The organism is Wolbachia endosymbiont (group A) of Anoplius nigerrimus (assembly GCF_947251795.1).
GTDB lineage: Bacteria > Pseudomonadota > Alphaproteobacteria > Rickettsiales > Anaplasmataceae > Wolbachia.
This window is the reverse complement of sequence record NZ_OX366385.1, coordinates 889015-910015: the sequence shown is the minus strand read 5'-3', so window position 1 is coordinate 910015 and position 21001 is coordinate 889015. Positions and strand designations below refer to the sequence as shown.

Genomic DNA, 21001 nt, shown 5'->3' with positions numbered 1-21001 from the left:
AAGAGCACGGTCTTTCACTTGAGCTTTTTTAATTTAAAATAAATATAGAAAATTGCTTGAACTAGCAGTCTTTAAAAATATGGTTGAATAATTGTTAGTAATAGTGTATAATTTTTAATACTTTTTAAGTTAATTTCTCATGGCTTTTTCTAAATTCCTCGATCCAAAATTGGACCTAACATTCAAGAAAATCTTTGGCACTGAAAAAAATAAGAACATTCTCATCCATTTTTTGAACGATATTTTAGGCTGTACTGAAGTTAATACTATACAAGAAATAGAATTTATCAGCACCATTTTGAATCCTGAAATTGCCTCCGAGAGACAAAGTATAGTTGATGTTCTCTGTCAGGACTCTGTTGGCAACAGATTTGTGGTTGAAATGCAGCTCACTCGTGATAAAGGTTTTGAAAAGCGCGCTCAATATTACGCTGCAAAAGCTTACTCAAGACAAGTTGGTAAGTACGCTAATTTACAAAAGATTTTCTTTATTGCTATATCAAATTGTGTTTTATTTCCTGACAAGTCCAATTACATATCTAGCCATACCATAAGAGATGAGGAGACTAATGAGCATGACTTACAGGATTTTCAGTTTGTATTTATTGAACTGCCCAAATTCCCTAAAAATAAAGTAGAGCAATTAACAAGCATAGTAGATCGTTGGTTATTTTTCTTTAGTGCGACCCTGAAAGTCGTGGTTTTGTGGTGGTTAAATTCCACTTTCCCTAGACATCGGGGATAATGTATATCTCACCTTTTAAAGGGTGGCAACCTTTGGGATGCAAGCATGAGATAAAAGCAGGTAACACTAAACCTCATGGTGAATCCCTGCAAACAGAGTTAGATATGATTACGAGAGGAACCTATGTTTGAATTGTCGTCAAAGCATAGTATGCGAAAAGAGGTTGAACTACGCATAGACCAAAATGGTACGAAGCAAAAGGGGAACTAAAGATTGAAGACTTTAGTTATTGATGTTCCCAGCTTCCGGCAAATAGTAGGAATCTAAGTTTAACGTGAAACGAAGCCATGGAACGGAGTAACCACATAAAAGCTCTTATATTCATAAAAATATAAGTAGGTAGCCAACCACAAGCTGCTATGTGGAAGGATTGTTTAAGAAGCTAATGCCCAAAGTAATATCTGGGATACGCAGACGTAAACACTTTAATTTGGAAGGTAAAGTGGTGAATAGTAGTGAATATGTTATGGACCAGCAAAAAGCTAGGTATGAATGGAATGGAATTCCTTGGCGAAAGCTGAAGAAATCTTCATTTAAGCTACAAAAACGAATTTACCAAGCTTCTAAATGTAATGATATCAGAAAGATGCATAATCTTCAGAGATTATTACTCAAATCAACAAGTGCAAAAACACTCGCTGTTAGGAAAGTAACACAGGACAATAGGGGGAAGAAGACTGCAGGTATTGATGGAAAGGCTAATCTTAATCAAAAAGAAAGATTACAACTATCATATTCTTTAGATATAAAAGAAAAAGCAAAGCCATCAAGACGCGTCTGGATCCCAAAACCTGGTAAGCCATCGGAGCATCGCCCGCTTGGTATACCTACTATATCGTGTCGAGCAAAACAAACACTTGTAAAAATGGCTTTAGAACCAGAATGGGAGGCAAAACTTGAGCCAAACACTTATGGTTTTAGACCTGGTAGATCATGTCATGATGCAATTGAAGCCATATTTGATGTGCTAAAACAGAAAACAGCATATGTATTAGATGCTGATATTTCTGGATGTTTTGACAATATTAACCATAATAAACTGCTTGAAAAGCTCAATACCACACCAACGTTAAAGAAAATCATAAGAGGATGGTTAAGGGCAGGCGTTATGGAAGATGGAAAGTTTCAATCCACAAAACGTGGTACAATTCAAGGAGGGACGATCTCACCGTTGCTAGCTTGTGTTGCATTACACGGATTAGAGCAACATATCAAAAAAGCATTAACAAACGAACTCTTTCAATGCATGAAAAGAAAATATGGTAGGATATCGCATAAAAATGCGCAAAAGTCTATTAGTGTAATTTTCTACTGTGATGATTTTGTCGTCATACATGAAAGTGAAGAAATTATTCTTAGGGCAAAAGTTCTAGGCTCTGTGGACAAAAAATATGAAAAGAGAGAAAAAGATGGTAGTTTAGCCTAATAGGTAAAAAATGGAGAAACTACCATATGCAATATTACATCAAAGAGGAAAATTGGAAACAAATTTTAGAGTTCATAAAAAGCGTAAAAGGAATGCACAGCAAAGATGAAAAACGTTTAAGAATATTCATAGAGGCAGTGTGGTACATAGTGCGAAGTGGTTGCCAATGGAGACTTTTACCAAAAACTTATGGTAATTACAGGAGTATACATAAGCGATTTAAAAGATGGTGTGAAAGAGATGTCTGGAAAAAATTGCTTGAATATACTAAACAAGAGCCTGATTTAGAAGTTGCTATAATCGACGGTACGATCATCCGAGCCCATCCATGTTCATCTGGATATACAAAAAACTCCAAGGATCAAGAAGCTTTAGGGAGGAGCAAAGGTGGCTTTACAACTAAAATACATGCGCTTGTCGATGCACTTGGAAATCCACTTAAATTTACTCTGACTCCTGGTCAAAGAAATGAAATTACGCAGGCACAAGTGTTGACCGAAAGTATCTATAACTCTACTGTAGTAGCTGACAAGGGCTACGATAGCAATGCCTTTGTTACAAGTCTTGAAGACAAGGGATGTACAGTAGTTATTCCGCCAAAACGGAATCGAAAAGTGCAAAGGTATTACGATGAGCATATCTACAAAGAACGTCATTTGATTGAGTGTTTTTTTGGTAAAATTAAAAATTTTAGGCGCATTTTTTCCAGATTTGATAAAACTGCTGAGGTTTTTATGGGTTTTCTCAATTTTGTTGGAGCTCTTGTATGGCTTCTCTAAAATTTTGTCCACAGAGCCTAGTTGAAGAATGGTTAAAAACCATTGGATTAGAATTAAAGCCTTCTAAGAGCATGTCTTCAAACTGAAGAATGAGCTAATTTGTGAAGCATAATAGTGATCATATTAAAGAAGATATAGTTTTTTGAGGTGAGAGGAGAATGCTCGTAATCTTTACTCATGCGCCTAAAATTGGAAAGCCAGGCAAAAGTTCTTTCAACAATCCAACGTTTGGGAATAACTTGAAATCCTGTATCAACTATTTTCTTGGCAATCGTTAATAAACATCCCGTTTCCAATAAGCATCTGTTTTGTAATTTACCTATGTACCCTTGATCAGCAAAAAACTTACGTAAAGTTGGAACTTTGCATTTAGCTTGGGCAAAAAGATTTAGAGCACTATCACGATCTTGAATACTTGCACTCTGTACTTCAGCAGCAATTACAAGACCCACAGTATCTACAATAATATGGCGTTTTCTGCCCTTTATTTTTTTGCCAGCATCATATCCTCTGGATCCCCTTTTTGAGTAGTTTTCACTGACTGGCTATCAATTATACCTACTGATGGAGTCTTATTTTTACCAATCATCTCTCTTACTTTTTTAACTAGAAAATCATGAATTTCTTGCCATATTCCACTTTTTTTCAAGCGCGAATTACAACTATATACGGTTTTCCATGGTGGAAAATCTTTAGGCAGTTGTCTCCATTGACATCCTGTTCTCATCATATAGCGGATTGCATTAATAATTGTTCTAATACTATGTTTTCTTGGTCTGCCGGTCTTTTTAGGTTCAAAATATGGCTCTATTGTCTTCCATTCTTTGTCACTTATATCGCTTGGGTACATCTTAAAATGTACCTTATACCATACTTCTTAACTTCTTTCTACTCAGTTTGAAGACATGCTCTAAGACAAAAGTTTCTCATACATTAAAAATCATTAATGGAATAAAACCAGGATTTGATTTTCTTGGATTTTCAATAAGACAATATCCAACAAAAGAAAGTAAGAAAGGTTACAAATTATTAATAAAACCAAGTCGTAATTCTATAAAGCAGCATATATTTGCTATTAAACATAAACTTAGAGAAATGCGTGGGGCGCCACAGGAAGTAGTAATAAGGAATCTCAATCCAATCATTAGAGGGTGGAGTCAATATTACTCTTCAGTAGTTTCATGTAAAATCTTTAGCTCATTGGATAATACTATACATAGAAAGCTCTGGAAGTGGGCAGTCTTTAGGCACCCAAACAAAGGGAAATGCTGGATAAAAAGAAAATACTTTAAAAAGTATAATAACGATAACTGGCGTTTTATGACAAGTAACAAGATACATCTTATTATACACAGCGATCATGTTATTAAACGACATATCAAAGTGCAAAAAACCAGATCTCCATATGATGGTGATTGGGTTTATTGGGGTAATCGTCTTAGAGAAATACCAGATAAGCCATCAAGAGTAATAAAACTATTGAAGTTACAACAAAGTAAATGCGGTAATTGTAGACTATGGTTTGAAAGTGATGATATAATAGAAATACATCATAAAGACCGGAATAGACGAAACAATATGATCAAAAATTTATCTTTGTTACATGGGCATTGTCACGATGAATTACACAGGAGGTGTGCATGACAAGCACCAAATTAGAGAGAAGCCGTATGAGGCGCAAAGTCTCACGTACGGTTTTGAAGTCGAGTGAAGAGGGGCGACCTTCTTCACTTAGACAACAATACGCAGAAGAAACAACAGAAGAGGACTTAAAAGAGATAGCAGAAAAAGCGCCAATAATAAAGCTAGCATATGATGAATTAGACAAGTTTCGTTGGAACGAAAAAGATTTAGTAGCTTACGAAGAAAGAATAATGGATCTACGGAAAGAAGAAGCCATTCTTGAATACAGACTTGATCTTGCTGAAGAGAAAGGTAAAAAAATTGGTAAAGAGGAAGGGAAAATTGAAGTTGCAAAAGCAATGCTGGCTAATAATGTTGACGTCAACACTATTGTCAAGTTTACAGGCCTTTCTATTAGCGAGATTGAAGAATTAAGTGGAAATCTGTGAACGGTTACCTATATGTTTTTGCTGGCAAAAATTCTCTAATGGTCTTAAATAAAACTTCCAGCGAATGATTGTCAGACATGTTATGCTCTGCTGATTTTATCAAGTATACTTCAACATCGGTTGACTTGATTTTTTCAGCTAAATTCAATGAAGTTTGATAAGGAACATCTTTATCATTAATGCTATGCAATAAGCGCACAGGACAGTTTATATCTATTGCTTCTCTGTTTAAAAGAAGGTTCTTTCTGCCATCTTCGATCAAATTTTTAGTTATTTTGTATGTACAATGCTCTGAAGTGAAATCTATTGCACCTTTAGAATCTAGTTCTTCTTTTTGCTTGCCTGACAATTGCTTGAATATCAAATCTTCAGTGAAATCGGGAGCAGACGATATGCCGATTAATGCTGCAATTTTTTCTGGAAATTGAAGGGCAATGAGCAGCATCAGCCATCCTCCCATACTTGAACCTATAATTATTTGTTTATCGCTAGTTAATTCACTTATCACTTTAGCACAATTTTTTTGCCAATCACTTATCGTGTAATCAATAAAATCACCACTTGAATGACCGTGACCAAAATAATCAAATAGCACAAGTGCTACATCATTTTCTTGGCAAAATTTGTAAATAGCAGTTGCTTTAGTTCCATCCATATTAGATGCAAATCCACCGAAAAAAACTACAGAAGCTTTCTTCCCTTGTAGCTTTCGATATGCTATGTGACCATTATTTCCATCAAACAACTTACAATAATTCATACTACTTTGGCAAAGCAACCTGGTTATCACTCAATTGACGCAAATAACTAACTAGATCTGCAATTTCTTGTGGATTGGAAATACCTGCAAATGCCATACGCGTACCTTTTATATAAGCTTTCGGGTTCTTTAAGAAAGCAAATAGCTCTTCATACCCCCATTTTCCACCTCTTTCAAGCACTGCTTTTGAGTAATTGAATGAGTTACCAAGATGGGCCTTTTTGTTTCCAATTACGTTCCATAAGTTTGGCCCTACTTTATTCATTCCACCTTTCTCAAAACTGTGGCAAGCTATACATTTCTTCGCTGCTGATTTACCTTTCTCAAAGCTAGCATTCTGCATGAGCGCTCCAATATCCAGCGCCACTTGCTCGATTTTTTGCTGAGATTCATTGCTGCCAGCAGCTACTATCGTTTGGTGTTCGATCTCAGATTCTTCTGGACTATACAGCATATCAACTACATTACTAACTATCATAATGATTAGCCCAGAAAGTAAAATCGATGCTGCAATCTTATTAAGCTCCATAGTTAATTTTTATTAAGTAATGTTGCTTAAATTATGCGAATATTTTCGCAAATAGCAACCAATTACCTTGAAGCTCGCTAAAGATTAGAGTCTCTACCACTTAAAATAAGCTCCTTCCCGTTCTGCTTAAGCAGTCCGTGGTCCAAGTACATCACTATCTGACATAACACACTCATATATACTTCCTGCAAATATTGCTGCAACAGCTGCCCCTGTAACTATTCCTGTGGGTAATGCAATGGCTCCTATTCCTGCACCTGCTGCTATTGCCCACCAAGTTGCAAATACACCAGGAAGAACAGCATTTGCAGTTGCAGCAAGACTCACTCCAGTTGCTACACTTGCAATTGCTGCAAAAAGAAAAGGTGGCGTTAGTGCTGCTATTACACGTTTCTCTACAATACCTTCTTTCCTTTTTTCTTCGTTAATCTCATTGCGATAGTAACAGCGCAACCCTATAGCTACGAGCGCTAGCAAAGCCGGAAATACAGCACCAACTACTCCACCTATAACCAAAGGTGACAGAGCTGTAGAACTAAGCCCTAGTCCTGCAAGAGTTCCTACAACAGCTCCTACAGTTATTCTTGCATTAAGCTGAAATGTATAAAGCCAGTCTATATTTTCATTAAGATAATAACCATAATCTTTTTTTCTACTACCTATATAACCTTCTTAATACTTTATTGAAAAACATACAGTAGCACTTTTACATCGAACTATCAAGCACCAAAAGTATATAATTATTTTCAGAAGAATAAAATAGACTTCTTGCATAACCTAGAAAAGAATGGTTTCATGCAAACTGGTTCCTTTATGACGGCAGTACCCTCTTCTTGTCATCCCAGTGCGTGACACTGGGATCTCTTTTACTTTATGATGATGTCATGAAAGCAGCTGACACTGGTTTCCATCCAAGAGGGCAGTGCCCATAAGTGTTGAAAGTGCAGTCACACAAGGTGATTAATGGTATGTAAATCTCCTCTTGATATCAACCTTCGTTGTTGGGAAAGCAGATAAACCACATCAAAAATTCGCTTAAACCTTCTAACCACAGGCAAAAAGGCGCTTTTTTGATTTATTTTATTATCATTGAAATTTATGCCATTAACCACCTTATATAATGCCACTTATAGCACTTTCAACACTTATGCTATAATGTCATCCCAGTGACTATTTCTTTGTCATCCCAGTGTCACGCACTGGGATGACACCCTACTTAACCGTCATACCGCGATTCATTCGCGGTATCTCAAAGCATAGATCCCGCTAACAAGTAGCGGGATGACGAGGATGACGGTTGTCGTTTAGCTATAAATGTTTAAGAAATTTACCAAACAAAAAAAAGGCAAAAGAAGCCCCGTGGTTGGCTAATTACTTACATTATACTTTCAAGTATGGCGTTTTTTTATTCTAAACGCTTAATAACCGCGACTTAGCTGCTTTTTAATGCAACTAACCTTTAGTCATAAATGTTTAAGAAATTTACTAAACAGAAAAAAAGGCAAAAGAAACCCTAGGCTCTGTGGACAAAAAATATGAAAAGAGAGAAAAAGATGGTAGTTTAGCCTAATAGGTAAAAAATGGAGAAACTACCATATGCAATATTACATCAAAGAGGAAAATTGGAAACAAATTTTAGAGTTCATAAAAAGCGTAAAAGGAATGCACAGCAAAGATGAAAAACGTTTAAGAATATTCATAGAGGCAGTGTGGTACATAGTGCGAAGTGGTTGCCAATGGAGACTTTTACCAAAAACTTATGGTAATTACAGGAGTATACATAAGCGATTTAAAAGATGGTGTGAAAGAGATGTCTGGAAAAAATTGCTTGAATATACTAAACAAGAGCCTGATTTAGAAGTTGCTATAATCGACGGTACGATCATCCGAGCCCATCCATGTTCATCTGGATATACAAAAAACTCCAAGGATCAAGAAGCTTTAGGGAGGAGCAAAGGTGGCTTTACAACTAAAATACATGCGCTTGTCGATGCACTTGGAAATCCACTTAAATTTACTCTGACTCCTGGTCAAAGAAATGAAATTACGCAGGCACAAGTGTTGACCGAAAGTATCTATAACTCTACTGTAGTAGCTGACAAGGGCTACGATAGCAATGCCTTTGTTACAAGTCTTGAAGACAAGGGATGTACAGTAGTTATTCCGCCAAAACGGAATCGAAAAGTGCAAAGGTATTACGATGAGCATATCTACAAAGAACGTCATTTGATTGAGTGTTTTTTTGGTAAAATTAAAAATTTTAGGCGCATTTTTTCCAGATTTGATAAAACTGCTGAGGTTTTTATGGGTTTTCTCAATTTTGTTGGAGCTCTTGTATGGCTTCTCTAAAATTTTGTCCACAGAGCCTAGGGTAGCTAATTATTCACTATCCATTTTTTAAGTTGGCGTTTTTTAATGTTTTAAATGCTTTATAAGCGTATTTCAGCTTGTATAGGTAAAAACCTAGAAATTTGATAAAGACATAGAGTGCACATAGTGCAAAAAATTAAACATGAGACGCCAGATACGTGAGTTTTTTTGTCATTTAATCTGTACAGAGAAGATAAATAAATAGCTTCATTTTCATGATAAGGGGGCTGGCGGAGTTTGTCAAGTGGTTTTTGTAGCTCTCATGGTTTTTGCGTCACACGCTGGCCAGTTGTTACTCAAACAACAGTTATGCAAGAGATCTAATTACATCTAAGCTAACAATGGACCACTAGATATATTACTAACTACGTTGACCTGATTCAATATTTTATTAGTGGGATTGAAATAATTTTCTATAAATTCCTTATATATAGCTGTTAACTTGTGTATATCGTTTACTAATACGCATTCGTTTGTCTGATGTGCGGTTTTGCCGATTATACCAAATTCAATCACTGGACAAACATCTTTGATAAACGCAGCGTCAGATGTGCCACCACTTGTGCTCAGCACAGCATCAATACTGGTAACTTTATTTATCGCATCAAGCATAATATCAGTATTTCTATCAGGAGTAGAGAGGAAAACGTCCCTGCTGCTATGCATAGAAAGTTTATAATCGTTAGTTACACTGGAGCATATTTCATCAATCAGCTTATATAAGCCGTCAGGTGTTTGTGTATCATTATATCGAATGTTAAAATGTGTAGTTGCTGAACTAGGTATTAGATTGCTAGTATTATTTCCAACATCGATAGTAGTAACTTCGCAATTTGAAGGCTGAAAATATTTATTACCACGATCAAAAGTAGTATTTTTTATCTTACTCAATATCGATATTACCTTGTATATCGGGTTATTTGCCAAGTCTGGATAGGCAACGTGCCCTTGTTTTCCATGGCAAATTAATTCAAATATTACAGAACCTCTTCTGCCTATTTTTATGGTATCACCTAATTTCTCACTACTGGTTGGTTCGGCAACTACACAAAAATCTATCTTTTTTTGCTTACTTTTCATCCATTCCAAAACTGCCTTTGTTCCATATTCTTCTGTGCTTTCTTCAGCACTGGTAATCAATGCACTTATCGAACCATTAAATTGAAACTTCTCTGCAATCAAATTTACCATAGCGGCAATAAATGCAGCTATTCCGCTTTTCATATCAGCGGCCCCTCTTCCATATAGCATTCCATCCCTCACTTCTGGATTAAATGGACCAAATGCCCAATCTTTTAACTGACCTGGTGGTACAACATCAACGTGCCCAGCAAAGCACAAATTTGGTACTCCATTTATATATTTCGCATAAAGATTTTTAACTTTATCACCAAATTCTAAAATCTCACAATCAAAGCCACTCTTCTTGAAGATTGTTGCTATATACTCTATTGCTCCGCTGTCTTCTGGTGTTATACTCTCAAAAGAGATCAATTTCTTAGTTAGCTCTACAGGGTCAATTTTCATGTCAATCTTAAAATAATTATATTGCTATATTGTAAAGACTCTATGCACTATTTAAAACAAATATTACATCAAGCCGAACAAACTTTTCTAAGGGAAGTAATAACAGATTACCACCTTGCTGATGATATCTATAAAATATGCACACGACACGGAAATGACATCTTTCTAGTTGCAGATGAAAATACAGCAAAACTTTTAAACAAAAACGTATTTAATAAAATTCCTAACTTAATTATTCCAGCTCCACCTGTCATTCCAGCACGTGACGCACAGCTGTACGAACATTTTCTACCAGAAGGGTGTCATCCAAGTAGCCCCTTCTCCTGTCATCCCAGTGCCCAGACACTGGGATCCAGCAAAATTGATCGTAAACAAGCGCACTATACAACATCTTCGATGAAATCACAAAAAAACTGGATTCCAGTGTCAGCTACTTGCATGACACCAAGCAGAGCTGCCTCTCTTGAAACCGTAAATCTAGTTAGAAACAAAGCAAAAGACAGTGACTTAATAGTTGCATTTGGCAGCGGCACCGTTAACGATATCTGCAAATATGCAAGCTACCTCGAGAAAAAAGATTATATATCGTTCCCAACAGCCGCTTCCATGAATGGATATACATCCGCAAATGCTTCAATATTAGTAAATGGATACAAAAAATCGTTCAAAGCACATCTTCCAAGAGCGATATATATAGATATAGACATACTTACCAATGCACCACTGCGCCTTACATTAAGCGGATTTGCAGATTTCATTTGTCGTTCAACAGTCCAGGCTGACTGGCTACTATCTCATTTGTTGCTTGGCACAGAATACAATGAATTACCTTTTACACTTGTTCGCGATTTGGAGCAAATTTTGCTAAGAGAGTATACGGCGCTTACTAAAAGAAGTAGAAAAGTGGTCCTATTACTTATGGAAGTTCTATTAATTTCAGGACTTGGAATGGTAATATCAAAAGGCAGCTATTCTGCAAGCCAAGGAGAGCATATGATAGCTCACGCAATGGAAATGGTAACAAGAGATCATTCCTCACTACATGGCGAAAAAATTGCTGTTACGACGATTACCATGGCTAATTTGCAGGAAAAGATATTATCAATACAAAACCCGATTATCAAACCTACCACTTTAGATGTAAAACATATAACTCAGTGCTTTGATAATATCGAATTTGTAAGAACTTTTGAACAGAAGCAAATTATGCAGCAAGAAATCCAAGAGATTATTTGTAAAGAATGGACTAATATTTCCAATTTAATTAAGCAAAATTTACTACCTGCAAAATACCTGCAAAAGATATTTGAAGATCTATCAATTCCACACTTACCAGAGCACCTCAGTTGGAATAAAGAACAATATTGTAAAGTGGTCGATCTTGCGTTTGCAACAAGAGATAGATTCACCTTTCTTGACTTAGCTAACTGCATAGAAGAAAGTTAAGTTTTGTAGTGAAATTCTGTCATTTAAAGAGATCATAGGCCAAAAGCTAAACCCTTTTCACAATCTCTTATCCATTGTCCTCTAAACTGTACACCCAATGGCGTCAACTTAAGGGATGTTAAGGAGTAAAATACTATAAGAGACAGCACTTTTGTTTCTATTTTATTGCAACAAAAAAGTTTAAAATGTGTCATTTTTAGGTGAAACATGTAAATAAGATCCGACCAGGACAGTCGCGATAAAGTGCTAAACGCCATCATGTCTTTAGGAGAGTTTGCTAACGGAGACTCTTAAGTTGAAGCCATTGGCTGAACGGATACATATATTTCCAGACTCCTGATACAATGTTGAACATTTTTTTTTGCATTTTGAATTCTATGGTATTTTGTTTAACATTGAAGCAAGAGTCCAGACACTGGGATCCAGGAAAGTTTGCTTGTGAGCAAGCAAACTAGCATAGAAAGTGGTTACAACGTTTTCGATGAGATTGCAGAAAGGCTGGATCCCAGTGTCTGGGCACTGGGATGACATCTTTTTTCTTGGTACAAATTACTCTTATATCTCAATGTTCGTACAGCTGTGCACGTGACGCTGCCCTCCTTTGTCATCCGAGTAGCCGACACTGGAATGACAAAGTGTTAGTTTTCCATGTAAATAATGGCCTTGCAAGAACAGCTAATGTCCACATTTTTGTAAAGCAGAAAATTTTAGTGGGGCGAGCGACCAGGATCGAACTGGCGACATTCAGTACCACAAACTGACGCTCTACCAACTGAGCTACGCCCGCCAAGATATAAAATTTCTAACATAAGAGCGCAAATAGTCAATTGATTATTTAACTCTCCTTTTGCAGAGGGTTTTAAGTTTAGCCAATAAATATTTTCATTGATACTTTTACTATTATAGTTAATTGTATTGATACTAATGAAGTAGTGGTATGTTTAAAAGTATTTTCACATTTAGTTTTTTTACGGCTATTTCAAGGATCTCAGGGTTAATAAGAGATGTATTGATCGCTACGATTATTGGTGCGAACTCTCTTGCAGACATATTTTTTTCTTCGTTTCGCTTTGCCAATCTATTTCGAGCATTTTTTGCAGAAGGAGCGTTCACTACCTCATTCATACCGTTATACTCAGCAGAATCACATGATAATAAGAAGGCATTTAATTTTGCAAGTAGTGTAATATCCATTACGTTTATTATCTTAGTAATTTTTTGCCTTATCATGCAAACTTTCTCTCCTTATATGATTCAAATTTTTGCTCCTGGATTTGACCAAAATAAGTTTACCCTTACTGTTACTTTATCAAGAATTATGATGCCCTACATAATTTTTGTATCAATTGCATCACTAATTGGTGGAATGCTGCAAGTAAAGCAGCATTTTGCTTCAACAGCTATTGCACCAATCGTTTTGAATCTCTGTTTAATCATCAGTTTATTTGTGCCTTATATAAAAACCTCAGCGCACAACCTTTCTATAGCTGTGCTAATCGGAGGGATTTTACAATTACTTCTGATACTGTTTAGTGCATACAAGTTAAAGGCAGCTTTTTCTTTTAGCCTTGAATTAAGCAATGAAGTAAGGTTGTTTTTTAAGCGTGTAATACCTGCAACTATCAACAATTGTGTAATACAAATAAGTGTATGGATTGACACAATCATGGCGAGTTTTATACCAAATGCGGTGTCCTATATATATTATGCCGATAGACTAAATCAACTACCGCAGGGAATAATCGGTACTGCAATCGGTACAGTGCTTCTTCCTTTAATTTCAAAACAGGTGAATAATACTGAAAATATAGTCAAAATACAGAACAAGGCTCTCAACATAGGATTAATGTTAATTATGCCAACAACTGCTGCCTTTATCATTATTCCCGACATAATTTTACTTACGCTTTTTTCTTACGGCCGATTTGATCATTATGCAGTGCAGCAAACTGCTCCCACGTTAATAGCATTTTCTCTTTCTTTACCTGCATTTATTATAAATAAAGTATTGCTACCCACATTTTTTGCTAAAGGCAATCTGAAAATACCAACTATGTTTTCACTAATGTGCCTTGGAATTAATGTAGTGCTAAACCTTTTGTTAATGAACAAATATCAGCATACGGGAATTGCTATTGCTACTTCTGTTTCCACTTGGATAAATTCTATTCTATTAATTAGTTATTTAACAATAAATAAAATGTATAAGGTTAGCCAAGCGTTATTGTTAAATATCATGAAAATTTTTGTAGCAACGGTAGTCATGTCGATAGCCCTTTATATTTTTAATTCTTTGTTGGCAGGATTATTTTTTGATAAAATGTTGGCTCGTATTGTTTATTTAACGACTTTAATAGCTTTGAGTGTTATTGTTTATTTTGGTACTCTTTACCTAACATTTATAGGGAATTTAAAACATGTATAAATGTAATCTGAAGGTACAACAAATGGTGTCATCCCAGTGCGTGACACTGGGATGGCTTTGTTGCATAGCAACCGAAAAAATCTGGCAGTTACTGACAAAATTCATTATAAAATAGCCATTCAACTGTTGAAGAAAAAATATGCCACAAAAAATGAGAGTCAGTAACCAAAACGAATATAACAAATTTCTAGAAAAAAGAGGAAATATTTTTCGTTATATCAACGAAGCCATAGAAAATTGGTATGAAATTGGGCCAAAAATGCAGGGTGGCAACAATATTTACAGCAATAAAGTGGTGATTTTGATACATATAATAACCCATCTATTCAGAATAGGTTTGAGGCAAACAGTTGGATTTATAGCAGGATACCTTGAGCAAATTGGGAAAAATTTGCAAGTTATCAGCTATTCTCAGGCTTCAAGAAGGTTTAAGAAACTTAATATTAAGATAAATGATTGCAGAATTGATAAAGATAATATGGAAGATATCGAAATTGCTATAGATAGCACAAGCATCAGCATTTATAACAACACTCCTGGCCACAGCAAGGAAAATAGCGAAAATAGAAAGTATCGCAGCTATGAACAAGTAAAGAAACTACACGTAATGTTGAATATAAACAGCAAAAAAGCCATAGCTGCAAAATACAGCAGCGGAGTTTATTCAGATCACTATGGAGCTTGCGATTTGTTAGAAGAAGTTCATGCTGTAAAGGTATTATATGCGGATAGAGCATATGACAGGCATAAGCTTTACGAATTATGTAACAAGTTTGGTATAAAGACAAAAGTTCTTCCGAAAAACAACGCAACAGAGCACCAAAAATTGGATTACATGGATGATAGAAATGCTGCTGTTAGACTAATAAAGTCATATGATTGCATAAAAAAGTGGAAAGAAGAAGTAAATTATGGAAAGAGAGCTCACATTGAAGGGTTTTTCTCAAGATTAAAGCAAATATTTGGATTCAGCTTTAGGAATAAGTCCGAAGTAAATCGTGGAAAAGAACTACTCATTAAGTGCTATTTGCTTAATCAATTTACTGACATTGGTATGGCTAAATTCGAAATGGCTACATGAATTTATCGTAAATTACTACCGCATAAGGTGCGATGCAACAAAGCCCACTGGGATCCAGAAATTTTGTTGATTGTATTATCTGGAAAACCTTGTTTAAGTCACACTGGATTTCAGTGTCACACATACAACTGTATGAGTATTGTGATTTGAAAGCAATTTCCACCGGGAAGCCAGTGCTTGACTACTTAGATCCAGCTTCTCATGCAACCTCATCAAAAATGTTGTGTTTTAACATAAGACTAGCTACTTTTTTGCTAACCAACTTAATAAATTTTCTGGATCCCAGTGGGCTTTGTTGCATAGCACCTTAAGCAGTGATGGTTTACGACAAATTTATGTAATGATTTCAAATTTAGCCATACCAATATCAGTGAATTTGTTGAGCAAATAGCACTTAATTAGTAATTCTTTTTCACGATTTACTTCAGATTTATTCCTAAAGCTAAATCCAAATACTTGCTTCAACCTTGAGAAAAATCCTTCTATGTAAGATCTCTTTCCATAAATTGCTTCCTTTTTCCACTCTTTTACACCATCTTGTCCATATAATTTTATTAACCTAATAGCAGCATTTCTGTCAGAACCTGTTCATAATCTTTTGAGGAACAAAGCAGTGAAAGCAAGAACTACCATTTGCAAGCTGGTGTTGAGTTTACGCTCGCAATTTTTCCATAACCGTCTACATTTTTCCAACCAAGCAAAAGAACGCTCTACAACCCATCTTTTTGGCAATACAGCAAAGGTATGTAATTCACTGCGTTTTATTACCTCAACAGTTGCACCAATAGTTGCTTTTATTTGTGTTGCAAAATTCTCTCCCGTATAGCCTGCATCAACCAGTACATTTTTAACTCCCGAGAGGTTTTCTTTTGCATTTTCTACCATTCTCACAGCACTGCTACGGTCAGTTATCTCTGCTGTTGTTACATAAATTGCATGTGGCAAACCTTGCGTATCTACTGCAATATGGCGTTTTATTCCTGAAATCTTTTTGCCTGCATCGTAGCCTTTTTCTTCAGCAGTATCTGCATTTTTTACACTCTGTGCATCAATTATGCAGAAGCTGGTTTTTTCTTTCCGACCATTGTTTTGTCGGACTACGCCAACTATTTTTTTTTAACACCAGCTCCAGAACACTTTCTTTATTTGCATCTGGTTTTTCACTCCACTTCTTAAAATAGTCGTAACAATTGCGCCATTTTGGAAACTCTTTTGGTAGCATTCTCCACTGACAACCGCTTTTCAGAACGTATAACACTCCACAAAATACATCATACAAATCAAGTTTTCTTGGTTTTGTTTTTTTTCTACAGGACTCTAGGCTCTGTGGACAAAATTTTAGAGAAGCCATACAAGAGCTCCAACAAAATTGAGAAAACCCATAAAAACCTCAGCAGTTTTATCAAATCTGGAAAAAATGCGCCTAAAATTTTTAATTTTACCAAAAAAACACTCAATCAAATGACGTTCTTTGTAGATATGCTCATCGTAATACCTTTGCACTTTTCGATTCCGTTTTGGCGGAATAACTACTGTACATCCCTTGTCTTCAAGACTTGTAACAAAGGCATTGCTATCGTAGCCTTTGTCAGCTACTACAGTAGAGTTATAGATACTTTCGGTCAACACTTGTGCCTGCGTAATTTCATTTCTTTGACCAGGAGTCAGAGTAAATTTAAGTGGATTTCCAAGTGCATCGACAAGCGCATGTATTTTAGTTGTAAAGCCACCTTTGCTCCTCCCTAAAGCTTCTTGATCCTTGGAGTTTTTTGTATATCCAGATGAACATGGATGGGCTCGGATGATCGTACCGTCGATTATAGCAACTTCTAAATCAGGCTCTTGTTTAGTATATTCAAGCAATTTTTTCCAGACATCTCTTTCACACCATCTTTTAAATCGCTTATGTATACTCCTGTAATTACCATAAGTTTTTGGTAAAAGTCTCCATTGGCAACCACTTCGCACTATGTACCACACTGCCTCTATGAATATTCTTAAACGTTTTTCATCTTTGCTGTGCATTCCTTTTACGCTTTTTATGAACTCTAAAATTTGTTTCCAATTTTCCTCTTTGATGTAATATTGCATATGGTAGTTTCTCCATTTTTTACCTATTAGGCTAAACTACCATCTTTTTCTCTCTTTTCATATTTTTTGTCCACAGAGCCTAGATCTGGTAATATAATCTCAAATCTTTCCCGACTTATATTACTTGGGTATAAACTCCTCATATATCCTAACTTATATACATTATCTCTTAGTTTATTCCTTTCTTGAGATCATGTACAGGTTCTTACAAGTCTTGAAGACAAGGGATGTACAGTAGTTATTCCGCCAAAACGGAATCGAAAAGTGCAAAGGTATTACGATGAGCATATCTACAAAGAACGTCATTTGATTGAGTGTTTTTTTGGTAAAATTAAAAATTTTAGGCGCATTTTTTCCAGATTTGATAAAACTGCTGAGGTTTTTATGGGTTTTCTCAATTTTGTTGGAGCTCTTGTATGGCTTCTCTAAAATTTTGTCCACAGAGCCTAGTTTTACTGTTTTGTATTGACATATAATTAGACATTTTACCCTCCATTTCATATTTAATTTTCAAATATATGTTTTAATATTAATATGATTTCTACTAAAAAAGCGTGAATTTTCATGTTGGTATAATTTATATCTTAGTGAAAAAATACAAGTAATTAATTTAATGTGTAAAGTGTTAGCGTTACATTAGGATAGGGTAAGAATTTAAAAGCAAATTGACTTTTATTCCACCAAAGCACTATACTAAAACCACGATGGGTAATTAGCTCAGTTGGTAGAGCACTTGCTTGACGTGCAAGCGGTCGCTGGTTCGAACCCAGTGTTACCCACGTTTTTGTTTATGAAAAGATTTTATATGACAGCAGTGCATAACGGTAAACACTCAGCAGCGCAGTCCAAGCGCTTAATCTATTCCATAATAATAGTTGCGATAACAATGTTTATGGAAATAGTAGGTGGAATAATTTCACATTCGCTTGCTCTATTATCAGATGCAGGGCATATGCTCACTGACCTCTTTGCCTTGGTTTTAAGCTGGTTAGCACATAGGTTTTCAGCTAAGAAATCCGATTTGCAGAGATCATACGGATATCATCGGTTGCAGATAATTGCAGCATTTGTTAATGGTTTAACTCTATTCCTCATTGCAGTAATCATTATAATTGAATCAATAAAGAGGTTTATTTTTCCAGTCAATGTTGAGTGGAAAGTAATGTTAATAATTGCTACACTTGGCCTGATCTCTAATATCATAGTCTTTTTTATATTACATAGTAAATGCGAAAGCAATATAAACATAAAAAGTGCTGTACTACACGTTATAGGAGATATCTTAGGTTCTGTAGCTGCTATACTTGCATCCATAATTATCATGTTTACTGGATGGCAAATGGTGGATCCGATTTTATCGGTATTTGTCAGTGTAATCATTTTGAATAGTGGCTACAAAATTCTAAAGAATTCTTGCCACATACTTCTTGAAGGCACACCTGAAGGGATATCTACTGAGGAAATAAAAAGTAAGATCACATCAGAATTACCTGAAGTGATAGATGTGCACCACATACATGCATGGTCACTGTCTGATAATTATTTTATAATTACCATGCATGCCAAAGTAAAGCAAGATGCACAACACACTGATATTTTGTATGAGATAAAAAAAATACTACTAAATAGGTTCGAGATAGCACACTCTACAGTCGAGATCGAATACGATGAGTGTGCGGATAATAAAATACTTAAACATTGACGTTTTAAATTATTATGCTATTACTAGAATGTAATGATGTCAAAGGTAGGCTATGATAGGCATTTCTCAACTGCAATTTCCTTCAAAAGATTCTAGTAGACTGAAATTCGCTAGTTATTTTGTAAATTTCGTTGCGTTAAGTATTTTAGTTAATCCTGCTAACGCGTTCTTGTCCTTTGCTACTATATTCTTTAGAGCTGAGATAAAAACTTTTTACATTTACAAAGAAATAAAGGCCGCAAAGCGTGAGAAAATAACCAAAAAAGACTATTGGGAGATATTTTTTAAGAATAACATGATAAAGCTAGTATCTTTCTTCTTGTTTTCAGCATTTATAACATATCTCACTTTTACAACTACTTTCTTACTAATTTCGTTTCTGGCAACGATACCACTCACAATGGCGTTAATTCTATTGCAGAGTGAGCTAAGACCAAAAGATTTTAATCCAGTTACGTTATTTAAGGCTTCTATAAGTTTTTTCTTAGAAGGCGTAAAAGAAAATGTACGAGCTAGCGTTAATAAGCTCGATAATGCTTATGAACATTTACTCCCTCACCAATTAAATGATGATATCATTAAAAATATTGATAAATTAAAAGATAAGTATAGTAAACAAGTATCTGAAGACGTTATTAATGATAGAGAATTTAAGCAATTTATTAAATATATAAATGATTTATATGAACTTAATTATCATCAATTTAGTGATGAAGATAAAGGAAGAGTAATCGAATTTTTAGGGGATTTTTGCAAAGATGATCAAAAGCATAGCTCTGGTTTCACAGGTGGGCAAATTTTACTTCTAGTTCTGAGAGCCTGCAATGATGGAGATAGATAAGCTGTAAAAAATAAAAAAGACGCGTTAATTACAAACTTGCTTGATAGCCAAACTTTCTCTAGAAAAGAGCGTATTCCTAACACCTGCTTTACCGGTATTGTTTATAGGATGTTAAGTACATTAGAAGGTATTCATCCTGATCCAGAAATTAGATTTACTGCTCCGCAGCAAATATCAATTTCAGAGGCAGAAAATGAAGCACGTAAGTTCATGTTAGACAGGTTAAAAAACAAGAAAAACAGTAAAGAAATTCTTAAGGCTTGGCATACAGTTCAAAATAACCATAAAGATAATGAAAGTCAGAAGATAGTTGATGATTTTATTTCAGAAGTAAGTATTCCTTTAATGAGAAAATTACTGAGTTTTAGAGCATGTCTTCAAACTGAGTAGAAAGAAGTTAAGAAGTATGGTATAAGGTACATTTTAAGATGTACCCAAGCGATATAAGTGACAAAGAATGGAAGACAATAGAGCCATATTTTGAACCTAAAAAGACCGGCAGACCAAGAAAACATAGTATTAGAACAATTATTAATGCAATCCGCTATATGATGAGAACAGGATGTCAATGGAGACAACTGCCTAAAGATTTTCCACCATGGAAAACCGTATATAGTTGTAATTCGCGCTTGAAAAAAAGTGGAATATGGCAAGAAATTCATGATTTTCTAGTTAAAAAAGTAAGAGAGATGATTGGTAAAAATAAGACTCCATCAGTAGGTATAATTGATAGCCAGTCAGTGAAAACTACTCAAAAAGGGGATCCAGAGGATATGATGCTGGCAAAAAAATAAAGGGCAGAAAACGCCATATTATTGTAGATACTGTGGGTCTTGTAATTGCTGCTGAAGTACAGAGTGCAAGTATTCAAGATCGTGATAGTGCTCTAAATCTTTTTGCCCAAGCTAAATGCAAAGTTCCAACTTTACGTAAGTTTTTTGCTGATCAAGGGTACATAGGTAAATTACAAAACAGATGCTTATTGGAAACGGGATGTTTATTAACGATTGCCAAGAAAATAGTTGATACAGGATTTCAAGTTATTCCCAAACGTTGGATTGTTGAAAGAACTTTTGCCTGGCTTTCCAATTTTAGGCGCATGAGTAAAGATTACGAGCATTCTCCTCTCACCTCAAAAAACTATATCTTCTTTAATATGATCACTATTATGCTTCACAAATTAGCTCATTCTTCAGTTTGAAGACAT

General features: G+C 35.3%; 19 protein-coding genes, 2 tRNA genes and 4 pseudogenes. 15 read left to right on the top strand and 10 right to left on the bottom strand.

Annotated features, from left to right (window positions below):
• Window positions 1–139 precede the first annotated feature (139 nt).
• The 3 genes and pseudogenes from OPR26_RS04825 to OPR26_RS04815 form a co-directional block, all read left to right on the top strand.
• Window positions 140–679 (top strand): annotated as a pseudogene (locus OPR26_RS04825) (Rpn family recombination-promoting nuclease/putative transposase); the annotation flags it as partial.
• A gap of 451 nt (window positions 680–1130) precedes the next feature.
• Window positions 1131–2171 (top strand): reverse transcriptase domain-containing protein, encoded by a 1041-nt coding sequence (locus tag OPR26_RS04820; protein ID WP_265015634.1) that lies wholly within the window; start codon window positions 1131–1133, stop codon window positions 2169–2171.
• Between the two features lie 26 nt (window positions 2172–2197).
• Window positions 2198–2950 (top strand): IS5 family transposase, encoded by a 753-nt coding sequence (locus tag OPR26_RS04815; protein ID WP_264702259.1) that lies wholly within the window; start codon window positions 2198–2200, stop codon window positions 2948–2950.
• Window positions 2951–3027: 77 nt separating this feature from the next.
• Here OPR26_RS04815 and OPR26_RS04810 read toward each other — a convergent pair whose 3' ends face one another.
• Entirely contained in the window at window positions 3028–3414 is a 387-nt protein-coding gene (locus OPR26_RS04810) for a transposase (RefSeq protein WP_265016251.1), read from the bottom strand.
• Window positions 3415–3434: 20 nt separating this feature from the next.
• The gene (locus OPR26_RS04805) at window positions 3435–3800 is read right to left on the bottom strand and encodes a transposase (RefSeq protein ID WP_264731180.1); all 366 of its coding nucleotides are present in this window, start codon (window positions 3798–3800) and stop codon (window positions 3435–3437) included.
• 47 nt (window positions 3801–3847) lie between these two features.
• Between OPR26_RS04805 and OPR26_RS04800 the strand changes: the two genes are divergently transcribed.
• Both OPR26_RS04800 and OPR26_RS04795 read left to right on the top strand, forming a co-directional pair.
• The gene (locus tag OPR26_RS04800; RefSeq protein ID WP_265015633.1) at window positions 3848–4594 is read left to right on the top strand and encodes a group II intron maturase-specific domain-containing protein; all 747 of its coding nucleotides are present in this window, start codon (window positions 3848–3850) and stop codon (window positions 4592–4594) included.
• 95 nt (window positions 4595–4689) lie between these two features.
• Window positions 4690–5022, top strand: a pseudogene (locus OPR26_RS04795) (Rpn family recombination-promoting nuclease/putative transposase); the annotation flags it as partial.
• Between the two features lie 4 nt (window positions 5023–5026).
• Here OPR26_RS04795 and OPR26_RS04790 read toward each other — a convergent pair.
• From OPR26_RS04790 to OPR26_RS04780, 3 genes are all read right to left on the bottom strand, one after another.
• On the bottom strand, window positions 5027–5782 hold the full coding sequence (locus OPR26_RS04790; RefSeq protein WP_265015631.1) for an alpha/beta hydrolase: 756 nt from the start codon (window positions 5780–5782) through the stop codon (window positions 5027–5029).
• A 1-nt stretch (window position 5783) separates the two neighbouring features.
• Window positions 5784–6311 carry a c-type cytochrome gene (locus tag OPR26_RS04785; protein WP_265015630.1) on the bottom strand — a complete coding sequence of 176 codons (528 nt, stop codon included), beginning with the start codon at window positions 6309–6311 and terminating at the stop codon, window positions 5784–5786.
• Between the two features lie 126 nt (window positions 6312–6437).
• Window positions 6438–6827, bottom strand: a complete 390-nt coding sequence (locus tag OPR26_RS04780; protein ID WP_265015629.1) for a hypothetical protein — start codon at window positions 6825–6827, stop codon at window positions 6438–6440.
• A gap of 1080 nt (window positions 6828–7907) precedes the next feature.
• Between OPR26_RS04780 and OPR26_RS04775 the strand changes: the two genes are divergently transcribed.
• Window positions 7908–8660: an IS5 family transposase gene (locus OPR26_RS04775; protein WP_264702259.1), complete on the top strand. Its 753-nt coding sequence runs from the start codon at window positions 7908–7910 to the stop codon at window positions 8658–8660.
• Between the two features lie 351 nt (window positions 8661–9011).
• On the opposite strand, the gene dapE is transcribed toward OPR26_RS04775, so the two are convergent.
• On the bottom strand, window positions 9012–10208 hold the full coding sequence (dapE, locus tag OPR26_RS04770) for a succinyl-diaminopimelate desuccinylase (protein ID WP_265015628.1): 1197 nt from the start codon (window positions 10206–10208) through the stop codon (window positions 9012–9014).
• Window positions 10209–10250: 42 nt separating this feature from the next.
• On the opposite strand from dapE, the gene OPR26_RS04765 reads away from it, so the two are divergent.
• Window positions 10251–11654, top strand: coding sequence for an iron-containing alcohol dehydrogenase (locus OPR26_RS04765; protein ID WP_265015627.1), 1404 nt, complete (start codon window positions 10251–10253; stop codon window positions 11652–11654).
• Between the two features lie 711 nt (window positions 11655–12365).
• Here OPR26_RS04765 and OPR26_RS04760 read toward each other — a convergent pair.
• Window positions 12366–12441, bottom strand: a tRNA-His gene (locus OPR26_RS04760).
• 150 nt (window positions 12442–12591) lie between these two features.
• On the opposite strand from OPR26_RS04760, the gene murJ reads away from it, so the two are divergent.
• Window positions 12592–14079 (top strand): murein biosynthesis integral membrane protein MurJ, encoded by a 1488-nt coding sequence (gene murJ, locus OPR26_RS04755; RefSeq protein ID WP_265015626.1) that lies wholly within the window; start codon window positions 12592–12594, stop codon window positions 14077–14079.
• A 139-nt stretch (window positions 14080–14218) separates the two neighbouring features.
• Window positions 14219–15160, top strand: a complete 942-nt coding sequence (locus OPR26_RS04750) for an IS5 family transposase (RefSeq protein ID WP_265015625.1) — start codon at window positions 14219–14221, stop codon at window positions 15158–15160.
• Window positions 15161–15493: 333 nt separating this feature from the next.
• On the opposite strand, the pseudogene OPR26_RS07515 reads toward OPR26_RS04750, so the two are convergent.
• The 3 genes and pseudogenes from OPR26_RS07515 to OPR26_RS04735 form a co-directional block, all read right to left on the bottom strand.
• Window positions 15494–15742 (bottom strand): annotated as a pseudogene (locus OPR26_RS07515) (IS5 family transposase); the annotation flags it as partial.
• Window positions 15743–15748: 6 nt separating this feature from the next.
• A protein-coding gene (locus OPR26_RS04740; protein WP_265015623.1) for an IS5 family transposase occupies window positions 15749–16511 on the bottom strand; the annotation gives its coding sequence in 2 pieces (ribosomal slippage) (window positions 15749–16276 and window positions 16278–16511; 762 coding nt in all).
• On the bottom strand, window positions 16499–17251 hold the full coding sequence (locus tag OPR26_RS04735; RefSeq protein WP_264702259.1) for an IS5 family transposase: 753 nt from the start codon (window positions 17249–17251) through the stop codon (window positions 16499–16501). The genes OPR26_RS04740 and OPR26_RS04735 overlap by 13 nt, the downstream gene beginning before the upstream one ends.
• Before the next feature lie 264 nt (window positions 17252–17515).
• Here OPR26_RS04735 and OPR26_RS04730 point away from each other — a divergent pair, with 264 nt between their 5' ends.
• The 6 genes and pseudogenes from OPR26_RS04730 to OPR26_RS04700 all read left to right on the top strand — a co-directional run bounded on the left by OPR26_RS04730 (window position 17516) and on the right by OPR26_RS04700 (window position 20995).
• A complete protein-coding gene (locus OPR26_RS04730) occupies window positions 17516–17680 on the top strand; it encodes a hypothetical protein (protein ID WP_406719964.1) in 165 nt (54 codons plus the stop codon).
• A 277-nt stretch (window positions 17681–17957) separates the two neighbouring features.
• A tRNA-Val gene (locus tag OPR26_RS04725) sits at window positions 17958–18030 on the top strand.
• A gap of 107 nt (window positions 18031–18137) precedes the next feature.
• Entirely contained in the window at window positions 18138–18953 is an 816-nt protein-coding gene (locus OPR26_RS04720) for a cation diffusion facilitator family transporter (RefSeq protein WP_265015622.1), read from the top strand.
• 52 nt (window positions 18954–19005) lie between these two features.
• A pseudogene (locus OPR26_RS04715) lies at window positions 19006–20160 on the top strand (hypothetical protein); the annotation flags it as partial.
• A gap of 62 nt (window positions 20161–20222) precedes the next feature.
• Window positions 20223–20588 (top strand): transposase, encoded by a 366-nt coding sequence (locus OPR26_RS04705; protein WP_264731180.1) that lies wholly within the window; start codon window positions 20223–20225, stop codon window positions 20586–20588.
• Window positions 20585–20995: a transposase gene (locus tag OPR26_RS04700; RefSeq protein WP_320157296.1), complete on the top strand. Its 411-nt coding sequence runs from the start codon at window positions 20585–20587 to the stop codon at window positions 20993–20995. Before OPR26_RS04705 ends, OPR26_RS04700 begins: the two co-directional genes overlap by 4 nt.
• The last annotated feature ends 6 nt before the right edge of the window (window positions 20996–21001 follow it).